Below are 15904 nucleotides of genomic sequence, written 5' to 3'. Positions count from 1 at the left end.
TAAAAAGCCTAGCTCGCAAGCTAGGCTGATCAATCAATATGGGGCAAGAATTACTTCTTAGCTTCCATTGCCTCTTTAGCAGCAGTGATTTCTTTACGACGCTCTTTACAAGCACCGGCGATTTCTTGCAAGGCTTTGCGTGCGCGTGCAGCAGATGCCTTAATACCTTTTTCAATAAATTTTTCGTTTTCAGCTTTATATGTTTCGAAAGCAGCCAACAATGTATCGTGTTGTGACATCTCGTCTCCTATTAACAAATGAATATTCTTACTGACAGCCAAGCCAGTATATCCCTATAAAAACCACGGAAAATCACCCCCTAAATCAGGGATAACTCTTATATTGGTGGCTTCAGCCAAAATAGGCTGATTAATAAAAATAACTCGGGGACAAACAAAATGATCAGAAATGTCTTTCTATTGGTTTTTGGCGCTCTCATTGGGCTCTCAGCCAATGCACAAACCACCTCCTGGCCCAATCCCAGTAAGCCAATCACGTTTATTAACCCCTTCCCTCCTGGAGGGGCTGTAGACGCCTTTGGACGCCCGCTTGCTAAGCAACTATCGACCCAACTGAATGACTCTATCGTGGTTGATAACCGTGGGGGTGCTGGCGGCACTGTCGGTGCTGCAGCTGCAGCAAAAATGGCGCCCGATGGCTACACCTGGCTTCTTGGTGCAGTGCATCATTCAATTGCGCCAAGCATGTATACCAGCCTCTCTTATGACATCACCAAGGACTTTGAGCCAATCGCGATTATTGGCAGTGTTCCCCATGTCATTGTTGTGAACCCTACTAAGTTTCCGAAGAACGATCTGAAATCCATCATGGAAGAGATTCGTAAATATCCGGGCAAATATAACTATGCATCTACAGGCAACGGTACCTCACAACATTTAACGGGTGAGCTTTTTAAGATGCAGAACAAGTTGTTCATTACGCATATTCCTTACCGCGGCACAGGGCCCGCCCTTCAAGACCTCGTTGCGGGTCAGGTTGACATGATGTTTGACACACTTGCTGGCGCTGCACCTTTCATCAAGAATGGACAACTCATTGCAGTAGCAGTGGCAACCTCCAAGCGAGTAGATGCATTTCCAAATGTACCCACTGCTCAAGAATTGGGGATCTCCAATTTCATTGTGTCTAGTTGGTACGCCATGTGGGCTATCAAAGGTACGCCTAAAGAAATCGTTGAAAAGATGAGTGCCGAAGTGCAGATAGCACTTGCCTCTCCTGAAATTAAAGAGCGCTGGGCAAACATGGGAGCTACCGTTCCCAAGATGACACGCCCTGAGCTTGCTGCCTATATCAATCAAGAAATTACGCGTTGGGGTGATGTAGTTAAAAAGTCTGGCGCTAAATTAGACTAAAAAAATAATACAAATTTATCAAGAGACAGCATGACCATTCAGACCAAAAACCATTCCTTTGTTCGCAACAAGCTTCTCAACAAAGAAGAGATTGCATTCATAGATGTGCGTGAAGAAGATCCTCACGCACAAGAGCATCCTCTTTTTGCTGCAAACCTACCCCTATCAAGGATTGAGATTGATGCATACGCCAAGCTCCCAAAAAAGAGTGTGCCCATTGTCACTCTGGATGATGGTGAAGGATTTGCTCAGCTTGCAGCACAGCGCTTAGTGAATTTAGGATTTACTGATGTTTCCGTATTTGAAGGAGGCGTCAAGGGTTGGAAGGCAGCAGGTGGAGAAGTATTTAAGGATGTGAATGTACCTAGTAAGTCTTTTGGTGAATTTGTGGAATCCAAGCGCCATACCCCCTCTTTATCAGCTCAAGAGGTGAAGCATTTAATTGATAGCAAAGAGGATGTTGTGGTTGTAGACGTTCGTCGCTTTGATGAATACAACACCATGAGTATTCCAACCGGGATTAGCGTGCCGGGCGCTGAACTTGTTCTACGCCTTCCTGAATTGGCCCCCAACCCCAAAACCAAGGTAATTGTGAACTGCGCTGGTAGAACCCGCAGCATCATCGGCACCCAATCACTCATTAACGCTGGCATCCCCAATGAAGTGAATGCCCTTCGCAATGGCACGATTGGGTGGACGCTAGCAGGTCAAGATCTTGATAAAGGCCAGAGCAGAAGATTTCATGAGGTGAGCGATGACACCAAAAATGAAGCAGCGATTCGTGCTCGCAGTGTTGCCGATAGAGCAGGAGTCAAGCGCGCCAGCCTTGCTGATGTCCAGACTTGGAAAACGCAATCTGATCGAACCACTTATTTCTTCGATACGCGCACTCCAGAAGAATATGAGGCGAGCCACCTTCCAGGATTTCGCTCTGTACCAGGCGGACAGCTTGTACAAGAGACTGAGATGGTTGCTCCAGTACGTGGCGCCCGTGTAGTCCTAGTAGACCCTAGCGGTGGTGGAGTACGCGCCAATATGCCAGCCTCTTGGTTGGCGCAAATGGCCTGGGATGTCTATGTGCTCGATGATGTCCACAGCTCTAATCTCATAGAAAAAGGATCATGGCAGGCGCCTTTACCGGAGCTTCCAAGCATGGAAACTGTCGATGCAGCCACAGTTTCCAATTGGCTCAAAAATGACAGCAATACCATTGCAATTGATTTCAGCACACATGCTAATTACGTTAAAGGACATATCCCAGGAAGTTGGTATGCCCTGCGCTCTGAACTTGCGGCGGCGATGAAAAAAATCCCTCAAGCAGATCGCTATGTCATCACAAGTTCGCCGAGTGAATTAAGTCTTTTTGCTGCCCAAGAATTGCAAACCCTCACTGATGCAGAGGTGCTTGTTTTGGAAGGCGGAAATCCAGCCTGGGTAAAGGCAGGGTTAGAGCTTGAGAAAGGCCCAAGTCATTTGGCCTCACCCCCGCTTGACCGCTATAAACGCCCTTATGAAGGTACCAACGTTGACCCGGCAGCTATGCAAGCCTATCTAGACTGGGAGTTTGGTTTGGTGGAGCAACTTGGTAAAGATGGAACCCACCACTTCTGGGTTCTATAACTCTTGATGGCCATCCCTCAATCGTTTTCGCCTTTTCGACTGCTAGCCTGTGTTGCTATTTTTTTAGGGCTTTGCGCTTGCGAACGCAAAGCTTATACAAGCTGGAATTGCAATTCTGCTACTGAGACTAAGATCCCTATGGTGCTTCGAAAAGCCCAAATGGAGCTTCAGGGGAATATATTTGACTACTGCGGAAGTCTTGGAAATCAAAGTTACTTTGATCAAAAATGTCCTGCTCAGATTAATCAATCCAACATTACATTTACACCCTCTACTGGACTGCTTGTGAATAAAGATCAGGAGCTGCAATGTGCAGCGTTGTAACGGTAACCACCCATAATTAACTCATGAACCGTCTCAGCCCCAAAAAATTACTTCTCACTAAATGGACGGCTGTAAAGCCGATTGCCAAACAGAAGCATTTCCTAGTTAGCAAGGTGATTCTTCCCGAGCCGCCAAGCGAGAAGATTGAATTCGTTGAAATTGAGGCTGTCTATTCTAAGAAAACGACACTCATTGCTTGGCGTGATCTCACCAATAGCGAGCTATGGTTGCAGGGCTGGCAATAAAAAACCGTCTCGGAAGTGAGGCGGTTTTTGCAGTGCGCTAGTAGAGATGATTGGTAATCAGTCTACTTTTTGCCTCCTGATTTTTTGACTAAGTCATCAATATTCTTTTCAGCAGCATCAGCCACTTGATTCACAATACGACGACCCTCTTTAAACATCTTTTGCCCCGTTGTAGACATTTCATTTACAACTTTAGATAGCTTATCGGCATGACTTGGTATTTTATTTTCAGCTTCTTCCAGCCAATTGACTAATGAGTTACGAACTTTCTCAAGATGCTTCTCAGTTTCATCGGCAGCACTCTCACCGATATCTTTAAGAACGGATTTCACCTTCTTTTGATAAACCGTAGCTCGCTTAGCAGCTTCTTTTGCGGCTTCTTCTTGCAGGTCTTTTAACTTAGCCAAATCATTTTTCGCAGCTGACTTAGCGCTATCAAGGGCATTTTTCATACCCCACTCCATTTCAGCAATGTGATGCTCGCTTAATTGTTTGGCAGCATCCAATAACTTGTGAGAATAATCAAACAATTCCTTGGCTTTTTCTTGTTGCCACTTTTGTAGATCTTTTGCATCCATTTTGTCGCTCCTATGATCAAGGGTTAATGAGATTCCTATGCTTAACTCTATACCGAATTGGGTGGGCTGCCAATTCCCCCGCTTTCAGGCATTAAAATCAAGGAATGAGTGAGAGAAAATCTGTTTATGACAATATTGGCGGGATAGACAAAATCGATGAATTAGTCGATCGCTTTTACGATTTAATGGCTTTAGAGCCAGTTTTTCATGATTTACGAGCAATGCACCCGCAGGATCTATCGACCTCACGAGAAAAGCTGAAGTTTTTTCTCGTCGGTTGGATGGGCGGCCCTGATATTTACTCGCCGAAGTACGGCCACCCTATGCTTAGAGCCCGTCACCTGCCATTTAAGATCGGCGTAAAAGAACGCAATCAGTGGCTGGCTTGTATGTATAAAGCCATGGAAGAGTGTGGCATTGAAGGCAACATTACAAAACAACTAGAAGAATCATTTTTCAATACTGCCGACTGGATGAGAAATCAACCAAACTGATTAATCAATTTTGGCACCTGCCTGCTTGACTGCTTTTGCCCAGCGCGGCATTTCATTTGCAAGAAACTTAGTAAACTGGTCGGCATTTAAGTAAGCAGGATCAGCACCTTGATCAATCATTTTTTTCTGAACATCAGGTGATTCCAAGGCCTCCTTAAAGGCTTGACTTAATTTATTAATCGCTTCGGGTGGAGTGCCTTTTGGCGCCAAAATTCCATAAAAACCCACCACATCTAAGTTAGCCACACCAGTTTCAATAACAGTCGGAGTATTTGGCAAGGCGGAATTCCGTTTGGCACTAGTAACAGCCAAAGCCTTGACCTTTCCCTGTTTGGCGTAATTGGCCGCCTGTGGTACAGACTCTGCCATAAATTGAACATGCCCTGCAATCAAATCAGTAAAGGCAGGAGCACTTCCTTTAAATGGAATATGCACCATGAATATTCCCGTCTCGCTCTTAAGCATCTCTGGCACCAAATGAGAGATACCACCGTTGCCGGCCGATCCATAGTTCAACTTACCAGGATTCGCTTTTGCATAAGCAACAAACTCCTTGAGTGTGTTTGCTTGCACATCCTTATTCACAATCAATGCAAGTGGCTGCTGCGCAGTTCTTGCGACAGGCTGAAAGTCTTTTAAGGTGTCATAAGGTGACTTGGTATAAATCGCAGGGTTAATGACCATTGTTCCCGTATTGGCTAGCAGAACGGTATACCCATCAGCGGGAGATTGCAAAACAAACTGTGCGCCCACCGTACCGCCTGCCCCAGCCTTGTAGTCCACAATCACCGTTTGACCTAAGGATATTTGCAACTTATCAACTAAAAGACGGATATGCGCATCTAATGGGCCACCCGCTGGGAAGCCAATGATGATCTTGATGGGCTTATCGGGATAAACGGCTTTAGCAGGATTAATTGCCAAAAACAGCAAGAAGCCTAGTAAAAATATCCTATAGATCCACATAGGGTTGGGTATTAAAGACTGCAATGAGTTAATTTAGATACACTTTACCTCAATACCATCTTAGAAAAGAATAAAAATGATTGAAAGCTTCATGCAACTCATTAGTGATCCTAACGCATGGATTGCTTTTTTAACACTCTCCGCCCTTGAAATCATTCTTGGCATTGATAACATCATTTTTATTAGCGTCATCGCAAATAGACTCCCAATCGAAATTCGAGAAAAGGTTCGTCAATTTGGTCTGATCTTTGCATTAGTAACTCGCATCCTCTTATTGCTGAGTCTTTCTTGGGTGATGGGCCTGACTGCACCACTTTTTGATATCGCTGGCAAATCTATTAGCGGCAGAGATCTCATCCTCTTACTAGGTGGCTTCTTTTTAATCTGGAAAGCCTCAAAAGAAATTTATGTTGAAGTTGAGGCAGGCGATCATGGTGATGGGCATAGCGAATCTGGCGAAAAAAAGAAGGCCAAGACTCTACTCTCCTTGTTTATCGGATCAGTATTACAAATTGGCCTGTTGGACATTATCTTTTCTCTAGATAGCGTCATTACTGCAGTAGGCATGGTCGATCAAATTAGCGTGATGATTGCAGCGGTATTATTTTCTGTAGTGATCATGCTGGTTGCAGCAAAGCCGATTGGGGACTTTGTTCATCGCCATCCATCCATAAAGGTTTTAGCCCTATCTTTTCTAACAGTGGTTGGCGTAGTTCTAATCGCAGAAGGTATGGGCGTTCATATACCCAAGGGATACGTTTATGTTGCCATGGCATTTTCACTATCCGTGGAGCTTTTAAATATCCGCTCGCGTGAAAAGAAGAAAAGGTTGAAGTAATCTTCGATTACTTTTCTTTTTAGAGGGCTTGTGCGCAAGCGTATCCACTCGCCCACGCCCACTGGAAGTTATGGCCGCCTAAATGGCCAGTGACATCAACGCATTCACCAATAAAGAATAATCTCGGGTGATTACGGGACATCATGGTCTGCCCATCCAAATCTTTAGTGTCTACGCCACCCAACATTACCTCAGCCTTTTTCCATCCCAGAGTACCCGCCGGCTTGACCGACCAGTTTGTGATGAGTTCTTTGAGGGCTTGACGATCTTTTTTAGAAACTTCAGCCCACTTACGAGCCGTTAAACCTTTTTGATCGGCAAATACTTTAGCTAAGCGCTGCGGCAAAACAGAGGCCAGAATAGTTTCAGTAAGCTTTAAGCGATTCTCTTCATTATTAAAAAGTTCGTCACAGTTAAATCCACCGGGACGTTCAATTGCCCCCAACCAATCAATATGAATCGGCTCACCCTCCTCCCAATAGCTGCTTGCCTGAAGAACTGCTGGGCCTGATAAGCCTTTGTGAGTAAGAAGCAGGTCCTCATTGAATCTACAGGCACCATAACGATGTCCTTTGGATCCTGAAGCTATTCTGACGGGAACACTTAAACCAGCCAATTCGTTGAGATTCCCAAAATTATCCGCAGTAAATGAAAGCGGTACTAGAGCAGGTCTTGGGTCGACTACTTTTAACCCAAACTGTTTTGCAATATCCAAAGAATAGGCAGTAGCTCCAATAGCAGGAACAGGCAAACCACCTGTAGCCATCACCACAGACTTTGTCTTTTCAACACCCATATTAGTATGCACAGCCCACTGATCACCATCCTGTGCTATGGATTGAACTGTTACGGGATGACGAATAGTGACTTTGCCCTTGGCACACTCAGCAAACAACATCTCAATAATTTGCTTGGCAGAGTCATCGCAGAACAACTGGCCTTGATGTTTCTCGTGATAGCCGATTTTATAAGCGGAAACTAGCTTGATGAATTCCGAGGATGGATACCTTGCAAGCGCACTCTTAACAAAATGTTGATTGAGGGATAAGAAATTGGCTGGACTGCTGTGCAGATTAGTGAAGTTGCAACGGCCGCCTCCACTAATACGGATTTTTTCACCCAATACTTCTGCGTGATCCAATACCAGCACCCTCTTCCCTAATTGACCTGCAACGCCCGCACAAAATAGACCCGCAGCACCACCACCAATAACGATGGCATCCCAAGTTTTACTCATAGATCACTCAAAACGATCGATGATGTCAGATGAGATCTTCAGTTTTCTCATATGAAGCTTGGTATAGGCCTGACGGAAGTTTTTAGTCATCGAGATCATGACCGATGCAGTCCATGCAAAAGAAAACATTCCAGAAAAAGCGATGATGACTGCCAACATTTTCCAGCCATCCGGAAGAATGTCCTCCATAAAGCCCATCGCGGTATAAGTGCTACCGCTAAATAAAATGCTTTGACCTAATGCTGGCAGCAATTTGAATGCGTATAACGCAATACCCCAGATGAGTATTTCGGCAATGTGCGTTAGAAATAATAGGAATACGCTGATATAAAAACACAGCGCTACAGAAGAGTATTTTTTCTCAGCCAAATACAAAAATGTTTTTACCTCATAGCGCTTAGCAATCTGGAGCAACATTACGCCATGAAACACCATGACTAATAAAAGCATAGCCCCGCCCAGAAGATAGCCGGGAAGATCAAGAGATGTAGCGAGATTGGCTTGCGAAGGATTCATATGGGGATTTTACAGGCGCCCTGTTAGCCCAGCTGATACCAGTCTCGAATCACCTGCCAAGCCTCTTCTGCCGTTTCGCAAAAATGAATACTCTCCATATCTACTTGATCAATCACGCCAAACTCTACCATCCCCTTAAAGTTCAGCATTTCATTCCAATAGCTTTTGCCCACCAATATGACTGGTATAGGGACAACCTTCTTAGTTTGAATGAGGGTCAAGACTTCAAATAGCTCGTCAAATGAACCAAAGCCTCCTGGATAGGCGACGATTGCCCTTGCCCTTAACATGAAGTGCATCTTGCGCAGCGCAAAGTAATGAAAGCGAAAACTTAATCCGGGACTGATGTACTCATTTGGATGCTGCTCTCTAGGAAGGCTAATATTAAAACCAATGGTTTTGTCGCCAGATTCAAAAGCACCACGGTTAGCGGCCTCCATAATGCCAGGGCCGCCGCCTGTACAAATATGCAGCTTGTTAGAGTCTTTTTTCTGTGTTGAGTTGTAAGAAGCAACTAGAGCGCCAAACTGACGAGCAGATTCGTAATATTGACTATGTAATAACGTTTTATTAGCAGCTGCTATCTCGTCTGAAGTCTTGGCCTTTTCTTTGAGGGCTATTGCTTCTGCCTCACACACAAAACGCGTTGAACCAAAAACGGTAATCGTATGATCAATGCCCTGTTCTTTAAGAAGCACTTCGGGCTTTAGTAACTCCAATTGGAAACGTATCCCCATAGTCTCTCTTCGAGCCAGAAATGCTTCATCATCAAATGCGAATTTATAAGAGTCTTGCGAGTCCTCCTCTGAAATTTGACTTTGATGAAGATTTAAAAACTCAGTGATCGTTTGTGAGTTATGAATGGGCAGCTTTGGACTCATATGGCAACCTTTTGGGGTAATTTGGACCATCTTAACTCGCGTCCAAAATAAGTGTTAATACCTAGTTCAACCAAGGATAGGGGGGCCTCTAGGGATTATTGGGATTTACCCAGAGCCCATCCCGAGTTAATATTGAGCTAATTTCAATCCAATCGAAGGAAAAGCAATGAGCAACCGTGCAATTATCATTATGGTACTAGTCTTAATTGGTGCCACCGCCTATTTACTAATCAAAGGCGACGGCGACATTGATATGGGCGGTGAAAAGCATGGTGCTGAAGCCGCGCACATGGAAGATGCAAAGAAAGATGCGCCTGCCGCTCCTGCAGCAGCCCCAGCAGCTCCTGCAGCTGACGCTAAGAAGTAATTCTTTCCTCAGCATATAAAACCGCGGTCCGCCGCGGTTTTTTTATATCTACATTTATAGCCATGAAAACCATCGACTCTTCCACCCTCTCTTCCTTTGCCCCAACTGCAACTTTGCGTGTTGGCATCAATCTGGGAAACCCAATTCTTGCAAATGAGGAGCCCAATACAAAACGTCTTTATGGCGTAACGATTGATATTGCTAATGAGATTGGCAAGAGAATTTCTCTACCGGTGCAACTCACGCCCTTTAAAACTGCTGGCGCTACTGTGGATGCAGTCAAGACTGGAGAAATCGATTTGGTATTTGTAGCAATTGATCCGGTGCGTGGTGCCGATATTAGCTATACCCCGGCCTACATTCAGATTGAAGGCGCATACATGGTCAAAGCCGATTCAACCATCAATAACAATGAAGAGGTGGATGCTATCGGCAATGAAATCGTGGTTGGTAAAGGCAGTGCCTATGACCTCTACCTGTCCCGTGAGATCAAAAATGCCACCCTACTCCGTGCTGCCAGCTCACAAGCTGTCGTGGATGACTTCATGTCAGGTCAGGGCAATGTCGCGGCAGGGGTAAAACAGCAACTGGAGAGTGATGCAAAACGCTACGAGGGTTTGCGCATGCTGCCCGGACGCTTTATGGTGATCAATCAGGCAATTGGCATTCCGAAAGCTCGCAATCAATATGAAGGTACGACCGCCTATTTAAGTAATGTCATCAACGAGCTAAAACAATCTGGCTTCATTGCTGATGCCATGAAGCGTCACAACATTCAAGGCGCTAAAGTAGCTGACTAAATTGATACCTATCTAGCACTGATAGGTATGTAAACGCTCAGGGATGATGACATTACTCCAATGCAACTCATCCCTAATGCATTCGGCCAGTACCGAAGAAGACTCTGGCTCTCCATGCACTACGAAGACAGTGCTCGGCGCCATTTCAAATCCCCTCAACCAATCTAGCAACCCTGCCTGATCGGCATGAGCCGATAAACCGCCGATTGTATGAATTGAGGCCTTGACCGGGACCTCCTCACCAAATAAGCGTACTTTCTGCACCCTATCTACTAAGCGCCTACCAAGGCTGCCGTATGCCTGAAAGCCAGTAATCACAATTGCGTTTTGCGAGCGCGGCAAATTACTAGCCAAGTGATGAACAATGCGGCCAGCATCACACATGCCACTAGCAGAAATAATAATGGCACCGCCCTTAAGCTTATTCAACGCTTTGGATTCTTCTACATCGGCAATAAAGCGAAGATCTACTGCATCTGGATTATTTTTGTACCACTCAAAGGTCGTTTGCGACTGACCATCTAATTGCGCAAAAAAATGTTGTGTTAGATGAGTTGCAGCAGTAGCCATGGGCGAGTCCACCCAGATACTTAAATGGGGTAGGCGCCCTCTTCTCACCAGGTCAATTAACAAAAAGAGTATTTCTTGAGTTCGTCCGACCGCAAAAGCTGGCATCACTACATTGCCATGCGCAGTCATTGTGGAGGCAATAACCTCAACCAACTCATCTTCTGTATCTTGGAGGCTACGATGGAGTCGATCTCCATAAGTTGACTCAACCACAACAACATCCGCCTTCCGAATTAAATCAGGATCAGGCATGAGGACTTTACCCTTCATACCAATATCACCTGAAAACACACAACGTTTTTTCTCGCGCCCATCTTCAGTGATATCCATGACTGCTATAGCCGAACCTAATATGTGCCCAGCATTACGGAACTCCAGTTGTACACCTGGCACTATTTCCATTGACTGCCCATACTCCAAAGGCTCAAACTGGGTCAGCGTCATCTCAACTTCTTCCCTTGAATATAGTGCAACCGGCATTTCCCCATGCCACTTACCCGCTTTTTTCTTTCTCTCCGCCCGCTCCACATCGGCACGCTGTAAATGAGCGCTATCCAACAAAAGAATTTTTAACAACTCAAAGGTAGCGTTAGTGCAGTAGATCGGCCCGGAAAAGCCTTGCGCGCACAATCGAGGTAGCAAACCACTATGGTCAATATGCGCATGTGTGAGTACAACAAAGTCGAGGTCTTTAGGTGCGAATGGCAAAGGCTCAAGGTTCTTATTGGTTGCCTCGCGGCCACCCTGGAACATGCCGTAGTCAATTATGAAACGCCTCGGCTTCCCAGAAAGCATAACTTCAACCGAATGGCGTGAGCCCGTTACCTCACCCGCCGCACCAAGAAATTGAATCTTCATGTTATCAGCATACTCTTTCCTATAATTAGCTCAAGAGCTTTGCAATCAGAGCGATACTATTCCAATGAACCCTATACCAGCCACACTCGATACACTGAAACTGATTAAGTTTCTCAAGCGTGAGCCTGCTGAACATAAAGGCAATGCCGGTAAAGTTGTTTTAATTGGCGGCGCACCCGGCATGGCCGGTGCACTGATTTTGGCGGGCAATGCCTGCCTACATCTAGGCGCAGGCTGGACTATTCTAGAAATGCTAGACCCAGCATCAGCACGTGCAGATGCAAGTCAACCCGAACTCATGATTCGTCTTGCTGCATTGAATATTCAGCAAAGCCTTACTACTGCCAAACCTGATGTTATTGCTATTGGCCCAGGTCTCGGAAAATCGGAGTTGGCAGCATGCTGCTTGCATGCAGCACTGGCGTGCCCAAGTATTCCATTAGTAATTGATGCCGATGCTCTCAATCTCATCAGTGAATCTCATGAGTTACTTAAGCAACTTCAGACTCGTAATCAACAATTTCCTGGCTCTACCGTTCTTACACCACACCCCGGGGAAGCGGCAAAACTCTTACAGTCCACAACCGAAAAAGTGCAGTCAGATCGCATGAAATCCATCCAACAACTTGTTGAATTAACGCAATCGATCGTCGTACTCAAAGGACAACATACACTAATTGCCTCTCCAGAACATCCTCCAGTGCAATGCCTGGCAGGCAATCCCGGCATGGGAACCGGAGGTATGGGCGACGTTCTGACAGGAAGTATTGCTGCTATCGCCGGTCAGGGCGTACGGCATCAAATCAATTTATGGCAGGCAACCGGGATTGCAGTTGAACTTCACGCTGGCGCAGCAGATAGCTTGGTGACCAAAGGGGTTGGTCCTATTGGCCTCACTCCCTCAGAGACCATTTTAGAAATGCGGTCCTTACTAAATAAACTGTTATAAGTCTTTATGCATTCAGTAAGCGCAGCACATCATCACCGACGTTACCTTTATGGCATCTTGATGGCCGGGATTGGCTCGATGCTTTTCTCAGGCAAGGCGATTTTGGTAAAGCTCGCTTTTGGTTATGGCGCAAATGCAGAAACGCTTTTAGCTTTACGCATGCTCATGGCTCTTCCATTGTTTTGGGGGATCTTCTGGTGGGAATCTCGTCGTAAGAAAATGAGCCCAATTACCTGGCTTGATCGTGGCAAGTTATTTTTCTTAGGGTTCTTGGGCTACTTCCTATCAAGCTATATTGATTTCTTGGGCCTTCAATACATCTCTGTTGGTTTGGAGCGCATCGTCCTCTATCTGACGCCAACGATTGTTCTACTCATCTCTTACTTTGTATTAAAAAAACCAATTTCCAAGCTGCAGTGGTATTCGCTGATCGTTGGTTACATTGGTGTATTTGTCGTATTCATACAGGATGCTAGCTCTTCAGGACTAAGCGCCTGGCTAGGAATGTTTTTAGTGTTTGGTAGTGCCTGCTCTTACGCGGCTTACATGATTGGCGCAGGAGAGATGGTCAAGCGTATTGGAAGCGTTCGCCTTGTTGTCTATGCCAGCTCAGCCTCAGCCATCTTAAGCATATTGCAATCAACCATTCATAATCCGACTGCCATATTCGAGCAACTCCCACAGATTTATTGGTATAGCCTACTGAATGCGAGCCTCTGCACAGTCATTCCAATGCTACTCATCATGATTGCCATCAATCGCATCGGATCACCATTGGTGGCGCAAGCGGGAATACTCGGCCCTGTATCTACTATTTTTATGGGATATTTAATTCTGGCTGAGCCAATCACTTGGACGCAAATTAGCGGAATGACTTTAGTGATTGCAGCTATGTGGCTGTTAGTGCGCAATGATGCACCAACAAAAAAGTCACCAGATCCAAAAAAATCTGATGACTTAGATAGTACAGAACCCCTCAATTAGGGGAAGTGGATTTACTGAGCTGCTGCGTCGGCAGCTGGTTTAGATTTCTTCTTAGATTTCTTTTTAGACTTTTTCTCAGCCTTCTTTTCTTTCTTGGCTTTTTTCTTAGCTTTCTTTTCAGCAGATTTCTCGCTTGGGGCAGCAGTCGGTGCGGGAGCTGGTGCAGCAACAGGTGCGGCAGCTGGGGCAGACGCCGGCGCTGGATCGGCAGCCATCACAGAGGTTGGGGCAATACCGATAGCAGCAGAAATCAGACTAGCTAGGCTCAAGCGCGCAATACGAGAAATCATGTAATTCTCCGAGAAAGTTTGTGGATAATTTAATAATACTCAAAAAATTGAGATTAATGCTTCATTTTTATAAGGCTGGACATGAGTGATTTTCCGAGCGACATCTTTACTGAACCACAAGGCTATTCAGTAAATACCCTAGAACAGCTGGGACCTTTGACTGGCATGGCAGGCATCTGGGAAGGCATTCGTGGCTTAGATGTGAAGCCCAAAGCCGAGGGGCCGAAGAAGCAAGCCTATGTAGAGCGCATTGAACTACAACCTATTGATCCCCAAACTAATGGCCCTCAATTATTTTATGGCTTGAGATATCACACTCACATCACCAAGCCCGACCAAGTAAAAACCTATCATGATCAGGTGGGTTATTGGCTATGGGAGCCAGCGACTGGCAACATCATTCATACCCTCTCGATACCGCGAGGCATGATCACGATGGCAACTGGTAAAGCAGCATCCAATGCCAAGCAATTTGAGTTACTCGCCAAAGAAGATGATCGATGTGCGGGCATCTCATCGAACCCCTTCCTAGATTATGCGTTTAAAACGGTCGAGTTTCGTATTCAGGTTTCGATTCATGATGATGGCACTTGGTCTTATGAGCAAGACACAGTCATGAAAATCAAAGATCAGGAAGAGCTATTCCACCACGTAGATAACAATACGCTACACAAGATTGGAGAGGCAACGCCTAATCCTCTAGCCAGATGATTTGTTAGATGAATCTGAATTTGATTTCGGTATATGTAATAAAGGCCATCATGTGATGGCCTTTATTGATATTACTTAACTACCGAAGTCTTTACGCAGGCTGCGCTTCAGTCTCGGTAATTTTTTCTAGTGCTGCCTCAAGATGACCAACAGTGCGATCAACATGAGCCAGTTTTTCCAAACCAAATAATCCGATACGGAAAGTGCGGAAGTCTGGACGCTCATCACACTGCAAAGGAACGCCTGCTGCAGTCTGTAAACCGAGGGCAATAAACTTCTTGCCAGACTGGATGTCCGGGTCCTTGGTATAGCTAACCACTACGCCAGGAGCCTGGAAGCCTTTAGCTGCTACGGAGTCATAACCTTTAGAAACCAATAGGTTGCGTACTTTTGTACCCAACTCTACTTGTTTGTCTTTAAGCGCCGCAAAACCGAGTGATTGAGTTTCCTTCATCACATTACGCAAAACCTTTAAAGCATCTGTTGCCATAGTGGTGTGATAAACATGACCACCCTTTTCATAGGCCTCCATGATCTGCAGCCACTTTTTCAAATCCATCGAAAAGCTGCTGCTTTGTGTAGCATCAATACGCTCACGTGCACGATCACCTAGGGCGATCAGCGCGCAACATGGTGAGCTACTCCAACCTTTTTGGGGTGCAGTAATCAGCACATCCACATTACAAGCTTTCATGTCCACCCACATTGCACCAGAGGCAATGCAGTCCAATACAAATAGGCCATTTACCGAGCGCACAGCCTCGCCTACTGCTTTGAGGTAATCATCTGGAAGAATGATGCCCGCTGAAGTTTCTACGTGCGGCGCAAACACTACCGCTGGCTTTTCTTTCTTGATATATGCCACCACTTCCTCAATAGGAGCTGGAGCAAAAACGCCTTGCGCGGAATCTTCTAACTGGCGACCTTTAATCACGGTGACATCCTTGGTGATATTCGCCAAATCAAAGATTTGTGTCCAACGGTAGCTAAACCAACCATTGCGCAAAACTAAACATTTTTCATTATTAGCAAACTGACGAGCAACCGCCTCCATACCAAAAGTGCCGCTGCCAGGAACGATCACTGCTGAACTAGCGTTATAAGCATCTTTCAGGACGCTTGAAATATCAACCATCACGCGCTTAAATTCTTCAGACATGTGATTTAATGAGCGGTCGGTATACACAACCGAGAACTCCAATAAACCGTCTGGATCAACGTTGGGAAGTAAGCCTGGCATAGTAGTTTCCTAGGGATTTCAATGATTAGCCCTAAATGATACTGATTTAAGTCTTTTTTTGGG

At 45.5% G+C, this 15904-nt stretch carries 20 protein-coding genes; 11 read left to right on the top strand and 9 right to left on the bottom strand.

Annotation, left to right across the window (positions count from 1 at the left end; translation table 11 throughout):
* Positions 1-50: 50 nt before the first annotated feature.
* Complete coding sequence (locus QMF28_RS03485) at positions 51-239, bottom strand: hypothetical protein (RefSeq protein WP_028819023.1); 189 nt, start codon at positions 237-239, stop codon at positions 51-53.
* 159 nt (positions 240-398) lie between these two features.
* On the opposite strand from QMF28_RS03485, the gene QMF28_RS03480 reads away from it, so the two are divergent.
* From QMF28_RS03480 to QMF28_RS03465, 4 genes are all read left to right on the top strand, one after another.
* Positions 399-1373 (top strand): Bug family tripartite tricarboxylate transporter substrate binding protein, encoded by a 975-nt coding sequence (locus QMF28_RS03480; RefSeq protein WP_281743274.1) that lies wholly within the window; start codon positions 399-401, stop codon positions 1371-1373.
* A gap of 30 nt (positions 1374-1403) precedes the next feature.
* On the top strand, positions 1404-2993 hold the full coding sequence (locus QMF28_RS03475) for a rhodanese homology domain-containing protein (protein WP_281743273.1): 1590 nt from the start codon (positions 1404-1406) through the stop codon (positions 2991-2993).
* A 138-nt stretch (positions 2994-3131) separates the two neighbouring features.
* Entirely contained in the window at positions 3132-3317 is a 186-nt protein-coding gene (locus QMF28_RS03470; protein ID WP_281743271.1) for a hypothetical protein, read from the top strand.
* Positions 3318-3340: 23 nt separating this feature from the next.
* Complete coding sequence (locus tag QMF28_RS03465) at positions 3341-3562, top strand: TIGR02450 family Trp-rich protein (RefSeq protein ID WP_068320981.1); 222 nt, start codon at positions 3341-3343, stop codon at positions 3560-3562.
* Positions 3563-3624: 62 nt separating this feature from the next.
* Here QMF28_RS03465 and QMF28_RS03460 read toward each other — a convergent pair whose 3' ends face one another.
* On the bottom strand, positions 3625-4140 hold the full coding sequence (locus QMF28_RS03460) for a hypothetical protein (RefSeq protein ID WP_281743270.1): 516 nt from the start codon (positions 4138-4140) through the stop codon (positions 3625-3627).
* 104 nt (positions 4141-4244) lie between these two features.
* Between QMF28_RS03460 and QMF28_RS03455 the strand changes: the two genes are divergently transcribed.
* Complete coding sequence (locus tag QMF28_RS03455; protein WP_281743269.1) at positions 4245-4634, top strand: group II truncated hemoglobin; 390 nt, start codon at positions 4245-4247, stop codon at positions 4632-4634.
* Here QMF28_RS03455 and QMF28_RS03450 read toward each other — a convergent pair whose 3' ends face one another.
* Positions 4635-5600, bottom strand: a complete 966-nt coding sequence (locus tag QMF28_RS03450) for a Bug family tripartite tricarboxylate transporter substrate binding protein (RefSeq protein ID WP_281743267.1) — start codon at positions 5598-5600, stop codon at positions 4635-4637.
* Between the two features lie 76 nt (positions 5601-5676).
* Here QMF28_RS03450 and QMF28_RS03445 point away from each other — a divergent pair, with 76 nt between their 5' ends.
* Positions 5677-6438 carry a TerC family protein gene (locus QMF28_RS03445; protein WP_281743266.1) on the top strand — a complete coding sequence of 254 codons (762 nt, stop codon included), beginning with the start codon at positions 5677-5679 and terminating at the stop codon, positions 6436-6438.
* 19 nt (positions 6439-6457) lie between these two features.
* Here QMF28_RS03445 and QMF28_RS03440 read toward each other — a convergent pair whose 3' ends face one another.
* Genes QMF28_RS03440 through QMF28_RS03430 form a run of 3 tightly spaced genes read right to left on the bottom strand, consistent with a single transcriptional unit; the run spans position 6458 to position 9072 of the window.
* Entirely contained in the window at positions 6458-7675 is a 1218-nt protein-coding gene (locus QMF28_RS03440) for a BaiN/RdsA family NAD(P)/FAD-dependent oxidoreductase (RefSeq protein WP_281743265.1), read from the bottom strand.
* 3 nt (positions 7676-7678) lie between these two features.
* The gene (locus QMF28_RS03435) at positions 7679-8191 is read right to left on the bottom strand and encodes a hypothetical protein (RefSeq protein ID WP_216214348.1); all 513 of its coding nucleotides are present in this window, start codon (positions 8189-8191) and stop codon (positions 7679-7681) included.
* A gap of 23 nt (positions 8192-8214) precedes the next feature.
* Positions 8215-9072 (bottom strand): LOG family protein, encoded by an 858-nt coding sequence (locus QMF28_RS03430; protein ID WP_281743264.1) that lies wholly within the window; start codon positions 9070-9072, stop codon positions 8215-8217.
* 166 nt (positions 9073-9238) lie between these two features.
* Between QMF28_RS03430 and QMF28_RS03425 the strand changes: the two genes are divergently transcribed.
* Both QMF28_RS03425 and QMF28_RS03420 read left to right on the top strand, forming a co-directional pair.
* On the top strand, positions 9239-9439 hold the full coding sequence (locus tag QMF28_RS03425) for a hypothetical protein (protein ID WP_068320974.1): 201 nt from the start codon (positions 9239-9241) through the stop codon (positions 9437-9439).
* Between the two features lie 62 nt (positions 9440-9501).
* Positions 9502-10239 (top strand): ABC transporter substrate-binding protein, encoded by a 738-nt coding sequence (locus QMF28_RS03420; protein WP_281743263.1) that lies wholly within the window; start codon positions 9502-9504, stop codon positions 10237-10239.
* 12 nt (positions 10240-10251) lie between these two features.
* On the opposite strand, the gene QMF28_RS03415 is transcribed toward QMF28_RS03420, so the two are convergent.
* Positions 10252-11667: an MBL fold metallo-hydrolase RNA specificity domain-containing protein gene (locus QMF28_RS03415; protein WP_281743262.1), complete on the bottom strand. Its 1416-nt coding sequence runs from the start codon at positions 11665-11667 to the stop codon at positions 10252-10254.
* A gap of 64 nt (positions 11668-11731) precedes the next feature.
* Here QMF28_RS03415 and QMF28_RS03410 point away from each other — a divergent pair, with 64 nt between their 5' ends.
* On the top strand, positions 11732-12616 hold the full coding sequence (locus tag QMF28_RS03410; protein WP_281743260.1) for an NAD(P)H-hydrate dehydratase: 885 nt from the start codon (positions 11732-11734) through the stop codon (positions 12614-12616).
* 6 nt (positions 12617-12622) lie between these two features.
* Positions 12623-13600: a DMT family transporter gene (locus QMF28_RS03405; RefSeq protein WP_281743259.1), complete on the top strand. Its 978-nt coding sequence runs from the start codon at positions 12623-12625 to the stop codon at positions 13598-13600.
* An 11-nt stretch (positions 13601-13611) separates the two neighbouring features.
* Here QMF28_RS03405 and QMF28_RS03400 read toward each other — a convergent pair whose 3' ends face one another.
* Positions 13612-13890, bottom strand: a complete 279-nt coding sequence (locus tag QMF28_RS03400; protein ID WP_281743258.1) for a protein tyrosine phosphatase — start codon at positions 13888-13890, stop codon at positions 13612-13614.
* An 81-nt stretch (positions 13891-13971) separates the two neighbouring features.
* On the opposite strand from QMF28_RS03400, the gene QMF28_RS03395 reads away from it, so the two are divergent.
* A complete protein-coding gene (locus tag QMF28_RS03395) occupies positions 13972-14601 on the top strand; it encodes an FABP family protein (protein ID WP_281743257.1) in 630 nt (209 codons plus the stop codon).
* Positions 14602-14692: 91 nt separating this feature from the next.
* Here the strand turns inward: QMF28_RS03395 and QMF28_RS03390 are convergent, their stop codons facing one another.
* Positions 14693-15841: an aminotransferase class V-fold PLP-dependent enzyme gene (locus QMF28_RS03390; RefSeq protein WP_281743255.1), complete on the bottom strand. Its 1149-nt coding sequence runs from the start codon at positions 15839-15841 to the stop codon at positions 14693-14695.
* Between the last annotated feature and the right edge of the window lie 63 nt (positions 15842-15904).

It is taken from the genome of Polynucleobacter yangtzensis (genome assembly GCF_027924165.1).
GTDB classification, from domain to species: domain Bacteria; phylum Pseudomonadota; class Gammaproteobacteria; order Burkholderiales; family Burkholderiaceae; genus Polynucleobacter; species Polynucleobacter yangtzensis.
The sequence above is the reverse complement of the archived record's forward strand: the minus strand, read 5'-3'. Positions and strand labels throughout refer to the sequence as shown.